Here is a 7,159-nt window from a genome sequence, read left to right as displayed (position 1 = left end):
GCCTGCCCCCGGGCGTCCGCCCGCCCCCCGCCCCGCCCGCCCGCCGGCCACCCGCCCCGGCCGGGGGGCGCCCCCCCCCGGCCCCCCCCCCCGGCCGGTGCTCCGCGCTCTCACTCCCGGACGGTGGCCCACCGGGCGGCGCCCGTGCCGCGCGCCGGGCCCGGTGCGGCCGGTGTCACCAGCCGCGGGCCCGCCACAGCGGCAGCTGCGGCCGCTCGTCGCCGAGCGTGGTGTCGTGGCCGTGGCCCGGGTAGACCCATGTCTCGTCGGGCAGCTGGTCGAAGAGCTTGGTCTCCACGTCGTGGAGCAGGCTCGCGAAGGCGTCGGGGTCCTTGTGGGTGTTGCCGACCCCGCCGGGGAACAGACAGTCCCCGGTGAACAGGTGCGGGGCGCCGTGCGGGTCGTCGTAGACCAGCGCGATGGAGCCCGGGGTGTGACCGACGAGATGGCGGGCGGTCAGGGCGACCCGGCCCACCCGGACGGTGTCGCCGTCGTCGACGAGGACATCGGTCGGGACCGGGATGCCCTCGGCGTCGTACCGCCCGGCGTGGGTGCGTGCCCCGGTGGCCGCGACCACCTCGGCCAGCGCCTGCCAGTGGTCGCCGTGCCGGTGGGTGGTGACGACGGACGCGATGCCGTCGTCGCCGATCAGCCGCAGCAGCGTCCCCGGCTCGGCGGCCGCGTCGATCAGGAGCTGCTCACCGGTGGCCCGGCAGCGCAGCAGATACGCGTTGTTGTTCATCGCGCCGACGGCGACCTTGGAGATCATCAGATCCGTCAGCTCGTGCACTTCCGCAGGCCCGCCGACCTTGACCGCTCCGCTGTACGTCATACGACTCAGCCTATAGCGGGGGCAGGGCGGGCAGCGGGCCGTTCTCGACGGTCAGCGCGGACCCGTCCCGGCGCCCGCTGAGCCAGCCGAGCAGCTCGGGGGCCGTGCCCCGCACCGCGACCGGGCCGCCCTCCGCGCCGCCGCCCGTCGTCCACACCCGGCCCCGGTCGTCGGTCAGTGCCGTGGAGACCACGTCGGGGTGCCCGCCGAACCGCTCGGCGAGGAAGTCGATCTCCCGCGAGACGAACTCGTCCGGCAGGTCCTCCAGCTCGTAGCCGATTCCCAGATCGACATGGTGCAGCTCGACCTCGGCACGCCGGCGGAAGGGGAGCCGGGAGGCGGAGTCCGAGACTCCGTTGCGCAGGACGACCGTGCGGGACCAGTCGGCCGGGACCGCGGCGGCGGCCTCGAAGCGGTCCGCGCTCCCGGCCAGATCGGCCTGCTGCTCGGCCTGCGACCGCAGCGCGTCGCGCTCGATGTCGCGGTCGCGGGTTTCGCTGTCTGCGTACATGGGCCGGCCCTGGAGAACATTTACGAGCGCGTCGGCGTTACGAGAGAGGTGCGCGACGACATGACCCCGGCTCCAGCCCGGCAGTCGCGACGGTCCGGCGAGCGCGTCGGCGTCAAATTTTCCGGTGGCGCTGAGCAGCCGGTCGGTTGCTTCACGTACGGCGTGCAGGTCGTGCGCATGATCAATCATGAGGCTGAGCCTAGCCTCGCCACTCATTCGGGTGAAGGAGTCCGGCGGCGTCCGTAAATCGAATGTGCGTGCTATACGCTCGGAGTCGAAAGCTTCGTACATCGCTGTGGCGCCCCCCATACCCTGGGACAGGGGCTCAGTTCCCCCATTTCTCTCCAGAAAGGTGCGGACCGGCGTGGCCGACCGTCTCATCGTCCGTGGCGCTCGCGAGCACAACCTCAAGAACGTCTCGCTCGACCTCCCGCGCGACTCCCTGATCGTCTTCACCGGGCTCTCCGGGTCGGGCAAGTCGTCCCTCGCGTTCGACACGATCTTCGCCGAGGGCCAGCGGCGCTACGTGGAGTCCCTGTCCTCGTACGCCCGCCAGTTCCTCGGCCAGATGGACAAGCCGGACGTCGATTTCATCGAGGGCCTCTCGCCCGCCGTCTCCATCGACCAGAAGTCGACCTCGCGAAACCCGCGCTCGACGGTCGGCACCATCACCGAGGTCTACGACTACCTCCGGCTGCTCTTCGCCCGGATCGGCAAGCCGCACTGCCCGGAGTGCGGCCGGCCCATCTCGCGCCAGTCGCCGCAGGCCATCGTCGACAAGGTGCTCGGCCTGCCCGAGGGCAGCCGCTTCCAGGTGCTCTCGCCGCTGGTGCGCGAGCGCAAGGGCGAGTTCGTCGACCTCTTCGCCGATCTGCAGACCAAGGGCTACAGCAGGGCCCGGGTCGACGGCGAGACCATCCAGCTCTCCGAGCCGCCCAAGCTGAAGAAGCAGGAGAAGCACACCATCGAGGTGGTCATCGACCGGCTCACGGTGAAGGACAGCGCCAAGCGCCGGCTGACCGACTCGGTCGAGACCGCGCTCGGCCTCTCCGGCGGCATGGTCGTGCTCGACTTCGTCGACCTCCCGGAGGACGACCCCGAGCGCGAGCGGATGTACTCCGAGCACCTCTACTGCCCGTACGACGACCTCTCCTTCGAGGAGCTCGAACCGCGCTCCTTCTCCTTCAACTCGCCCTTCGGCGCCTGCCCCGACTGCACGGGCATCGGTACGCGGATGGAGGTCGACCCGGAGCTGATCGTTCCCGACGTGGAGAAGTCGCTCGACGAGGGCGCGATCCACCCCTGGTCGCACGGCCACACCAAGGAGTACTTCGGCCGGCAGATCGCCGCGCTCGCCGACGCCCTGGGATTCCGTACGGACATCCCCTGGGCCGGGCTGCCGCAGCGGGCCAAGAAGGCCCTGCTCCACGGCCACAAGATCCAGACCGAGGTCCGCTACCGCAACCGCTACGGGCGGGAGCGCGCGTACACCACCCCGTCCTTCGAGGGCGCGGTGCAGTTCGTCAAGCGGCGGCACTCGGACGCCGAGAGCGACTCCAGCCGGGAGCGCTTCGAGGGCTATATGCGCGAGGTGCCCTGTCCCACCTGTGAGGGCACCCGGCTCAAGCCGATCGTCCTCGCGGTGACGGTGATGGAGAAGTCCATCGCCCAGGTCGCCGCGATGTCGATCAGCGAGTGCGCCGACTTCCTCGGCCGGATGAGGCTCAACGCCCGTGACAAGAAGATCGCCGAGCGGGTGCTGAAGGAGGTCAACGAGCGGCTGAGGTTCCTGGTCGACGTCGGCCTCGACTACCTCTCGCTCAACCGCGCGGCCGGCACCCTGTCCGGCGGCGAGGCCCAGCGCATCCGGCTCGCCACCCAGATCGGCTCCGGCCTGGTCGGTGTGCTGTACGTGCTGGACGAGCCGTCCATCGGCCTGCACCAGCGGGACAACCACCGGCTGATCGAGACCCTGGTCCGCCTCCGCGACATGGGCAACACGCTCATCGTCGTCGAGCACGACGAGGACACCATCAAGGTCGCCGACTGGGTCGTCGACATCGGCCCCGGAGCCGGTGAGCACGGCGGCAAGGTGGTCCACTCCGGATCGCTCAAGGAGCTGCTGGCCAATGGCGAGTCGATCACCGGTCAGTATCTGACCGGCGAGAAGTCGATCCCGATGCCCGACGTCCGGCGCCCCGTCGATCGACAGCGCGTGCTCACGGTGCACGGTGCCCGGGAGAACAACCTCCAGGACATCGACGTCTCCTTCCCGCTCGGCCTGCTCACGGCCGTCACGGGCGTCTCGGGTTCGGGAAAGTCGACGCTGGTCAACGACATCCTCTACACCCACCTGGCGCGCGAGCTGAACGGCGCCAAGTCGGTCCCCGGCCGGCACACCCGGGTCGACGGCGACGACCTGGTCGACAAGGTGGTGCACGTCGACCAGTCGCCCATCGGCCGTACGCCCCGGTCCAACCCGGCCACGTACACCGGCGTCTTCGACCATGTCCGCAAGCTGTTCGCGGAGACGATGGAGGCGAAGGTGCGCGGCTATCTGCCGGGCCGCTTCTCCTTCAACGTCAAGGGCGGCCGCTGCGAGAACTGCTCCGGCGACGGCACCATCAAGATCGAGATGAACTTCCTGCCGGACGTGTACGTCCCGTGCGAGGTCTGCCACGGAGCGCGCTACAACCGGGAGACGCTGGAGGTCCACTACAAGGGCAAGTCCATCGCCGAGGTGCTGGACATGCCGATCGAGGAGGGCCTGGAGTTCTTCGACGCCGTCCCGACCATCGCCCGCCACCTCCGCACGCTCAACGAGGTGGGCCTGGGATATGTGCGGCTCGGCCAGTCCGCGCCGACGCTCTCCGGCGGTGAGGCCCAGCGCGTGAAGCTCGCCAGCGAGCTGCAGAAGCGCTCCACCGGCCGTACGGTCTACGTCCTGGACGAGCCGACCACGGGTCTGCACTTCGAGGACATCAGCAAGCTCATCAAGGTCCTCTCCGGGCTGGTCGACAAGGGCAACTCGGTGATCGTCATCGAGCACAACCTCGATGTGATCAAGACCGCGGACTGGGTCATCGACATGGGCCCCGAAGGAGGCAGCGGCGGCGGTCTGGTCATCGCCGAGGGGACGCCGGAGGAGGTCGCCGGGGTTCCGGCCAGCCACACCGGCAAGTTCCTCCAGGGCATCCTGGACCCGGAGCGGGTGAGCGAGGCCGCGGTGCCCGCGGCCCGCAAGCCGGCGCGGAAGACGGCGGCCAAGAAGGCGGTCGCGGCGAAGTCCGCCCCGGCGCGGAAGACGGCCACGGCCAGGACGGGCGCGGGCAGGGCGGCGAAGTCCACCACCGCCAAGGCGGGCAAGGCCGCCGAGGCGGCCCCGGCGAAGAAGGCGGCGGCGAAGAAGGCCCCGGCGAAGAAGGCGACCCGCGCGCGCAAGGCCTGACCGTATGTGAGCGCAACGGCTGGCCGGTAGCGCGCAGGCGCCCCGCGCGTGCGCGGGCTCGGCAGCTGCGTGCGCAGGGCCTGACACCGCGTGTCGCGGCGGCGGCTCCCGGATCACCGGGGGGCCGCCGCCGTTCCGTTTCCGCCGTTCCACCGCCGCCCTCGCGGCGGGCGGGAGCCGGCCGGTCCGGTCACCGAGGGTGAGCCCGCTCCGCTGACCAGGGACGACCGGCCTCGGGTGGGCCGCCCGCAGGGCCGTCCGTCGCCGCCGGTATCGTCGGTTCTGTCACCGATGGCACCGTTGGGCTCCGGTCCCCGCGGTACTCCTGGTACGCGGTGCTCCAGCCGAGCCCGGTGCCCATCAACCCCTCCGACCAGTGGAGACCGCATGTCCGGCCAGCCCGCCGCCCGCCGCACCGTGCTGAAGGGGGCCGCTCTCGTCGGCGCCGCCGGACTGGGCGTGTCCGCCTGCTCGACCGAGTCGAAGCTCGGCCACGCCGAGACGCCGACGCCCACCGCACCCGTCGAGCTCGGAGCGCCGGACGAGGTCGCGGTCGGTCAGTCCAAGCTCTACCGCGAGGCACGGGTCATCGTGAACTGCCCGGCCAAGGGTCAGTACAAGGCGTTCAGCGCCCAGTGCACCCACGCGGGCTGTCTGCTGGACAAGGTCGAGGACAACGTGGGGAAGTGCCCCTGCCACGGCAGCCACTTCGACACCACGACGGGCAAGGCGATGCACGGCCCGGCGACCGCTCCGCTGCCCTCGGTCCCGGTCCGGGTGGAGAGCGGAAAGCTGGTCGCGGGCCCCGACGCCTGACCGGGCCCCGACGTCTGACCAGGCCCGGCCCCGGTGCCGGACGGGCAGACCAGGCCCCGGCCCCGGTGCCGGACGGGCACAGGACCGGACGGGCACGGCACCGGGAGCGGACGCCGGACACCGGACTGACGCCGGGCTTCGTACAGCGGACACCGGACCGGCACCAGGCACCGTACGCCGGGCACCGGGCACTCCGGGCCGGACACCGGACACCGGATCGACGCCGAGCACGACACACCGGAAACCGGACCGACGTCGGGCCTCGTGCACCGGACCGACGTCGGGCCTCGTACACCGGACACCGGGCCAGCACGGCACGCCGGACACCGGACCGACGCCCGGCCTCGCGCGCCGCACATCGCGCCGGAACCGCCCCCCTGGGCGCCGCGTGGCGGGCCGGTTCACTCCCAGTCCCAGTCGATGCCGACCAGGCCGGGCCGTACCCCCTGTTCGACCAGGTGGGCGGTCCGGTGCCGGCCGGTCAGCGTGAGATCCGTACGGGCGCCGCGCGGCGACCCCGCCGAGACCTGGGCGAAGCGCCGGCACCGTACCGGCAGCGCGCCCTCGTCGAAGGCCACCTGCAGCACGTACTGCCCGCCGCCGAAGCTGAACCCCCGCACGTACTCGCGGCACGGACCTCCCGTGCCGTCGGCGAAGCCGTAGCCGAAGAGGTACGTGTCGCCCGCCCGCAACCGGGTGTCGAAGAGCAGCTCGGCGACGAGCACCCCCGTCCCGCGGTCCCAGCGGACCCGCCCCGTCCGGCAGTTCTCCCCGGCCGTCACCGTCACCCGCTCCGGATCGCAGCCCGGATCGCCCCGGTGGACGGCCAGATAGCGGTCGATGTCGTCCCGGTGGGCGCGCACCACGTGCTGGGACTCGCGCCGCCGCAGCTCCCGCCCCGGACCGATCCGGACCCGCTCGTGGTGCCCCACCGTGTGCAGGCCGCCGTCCACCGGTGACCCCATGGCCGTGAGCAGCCGCTCCACGGTGCCGGACGACTCCAGCAGGGAACGGTACGAACGCGCCGCCGGACGACCCGCCTCCGGGCGGCCCCCCTCGGCCCCCAGCAGCCGCAGCAGCGAATTCCCCGGCAGTTCCAGCACCTCCTCCAGTGCTTTCACGGCCCGCAGGGACTCGGCGCGCTGCGGGCGCCTGGCCCCCTGCTGCCAGTAACTCAGGCTCGTCACCCCGACCTTGACCCCGCGGTGCGCGAGATGGTGCTGCACCCGCTGGAGCGGCAGCCCCCGCACCGAGAACGCGGTGCGCAGGGCCAGATGGAACGGGCCGGTGTGCAGCACCTGCGCCAGCTCGGCCTCGGTGTGCTGCATGGGGTCCTCCAGGTGAACGTTCACGACGCGGCGTGGGAAGACCGCGTCGGTGGGGGCGGTGCCGCAGGTGGCCGGGGGAGGGCCGTTCACGTGTCCGCCACGCCGTTCACACCGCGATGTTCCCCCGCATTGAAGCGTGTTGACCCTCCTCCGACAACGGTTGATGCTCCTCGGACAGCGTCCGGACGCGCTCCCCCGATCCCACACCCCCCGCCTCGGAGGAA

At 71.8% G+C, this 7,159-nt stretch carries 5 protein-coding genes; 2 read left to right on the top strand and 3 right to left on the bottom strand.

The features are described 5' to 3' along the window. Nucleotides 1-175: 175 nt before the first annotated feature. Both ACFVFH_RS00730 and ACFVFH_RS00725 read right to left on the bottom strand, forming a co-directional pair. Nucleotides 176-832 (bottom strand): MBL fold metallo-hydrolase, encoded by a 657-nt coding sequence (locus ACFVFH_RS00730; protein WP_383761464.1) that lies wholly within the window; start codon nucleotides 830-832, stop codon nucleotides 176-178. Between the two features lie 10 nt (nucleotides 833-842). Next, a complete protein-coding gene (locus tag ACFVFH_RS00725; RefSeq protein WP_383761461.1) occupies nucleotides 843-1,532 on the bottom strand; it encodes a maleylpyruvate isomerase family mycothiol-dependent enzyme in 690 nt (229 codons plus the stop codon). A 175-nt stretch (nucleotides 1,533-1,707) separates the two neighbouring features. Here ACFVFH_RS00725 and uvrA point away from each other — a divergent pair, with 175 nt between their 5' ends. Together uvrA and ACFVFH_RS00715 are read left to right on the top strand one after the other, a co-directional pair. Beyond that, nucleotides 1,708-4,791: an excinuclease ABC subunit UvrA gene (gene uvrA, locus ACFVFH_RS00720; protein ID WP_383761458.1), complete on the top strand. Its 3,084-nt coding sequence runs from the start codon at nucleotides 1,708-1,710 to the stop codon at nucleotides 4,789-4,791. Nucleotides 4,792-5,178: 387 nt separating this feature from the next. Continuing rightward, nucleotides 5,179-5,607, top strand: coding sequence for a Rieske (2Fe-2S) protein (locus ACFVFH_RS00715; protein ID WP_383761456.1), 429 nt, complete (start codon nucleotides 5,179-5,181; stop codon nucleotides 5,605-5,607). A gap of 401 nt (nucleotides 5,608-6,008) precedes the next feature. On the opposite strand, the gene ACFVFH_RS00710 is transcribed toward ACFVFH_RS00715, so the two are convergent. Then, nucleotides 6,009-6,935, bottom strand: coding sequence for a hypothetical protein (locus tag ACFVFH_RS00710; RefSeq protein WP_383761453.1), 927 nt, complete (start codon nucleotides 6,933-6,935; stop codon nucleotides 6,009-6,011). Nucleotides 6,936-7,159: the final 224 nt, after the last annotated feature.

Origin of the sequence: Streptomyces sp. NPDC057697 (assembly GCF_042799335.1) — a bacterium.
Taxonomy (GTDB): Bacteria; Actinomycetota; Actinomycetes; order Streptomycetales; family Streptomycetaceae; genus Streptomyces.
Note: the sequence above shows the minus strand (reverse complement) of the source record. Positions and strands in the feature narration are given on the sequence as shown.

Excerpts from the sequence above, each read along its gene's own strand:
- ACFVFH_RS00730 (WP_383761464.1), bottom strand. The coding sequence starts at position 832 with ATGACGTACAGCGGAGCGGTCAAGGTCGGCGGGCCTGCGGAAGTGCAC.
- ACFVFH_RS00725 (WP_383761461.1), bottom strand. The coding sequence starts at position 1,532 with ATGATTGATCATGCGCACGACCTGCACGCCGTACGTGAAGCAACCGAC.
- ACFVFH_RS00715 (WP_383761456.1), top strand. The coding sequence starts at position 5,179 with ATGTCCGGCCAGCCCGCCGCCCGCCGCACCGTGCTGAAGGGGGCCGCT.
- ACFVFH_RS00710 (WP_383761453.1), bottom strand. The coding sequence starts at position 6,935 with ATGCAGCACACCGAGGCCGAGCTGGCGCAGGTGCTGCACACCGGCCCG.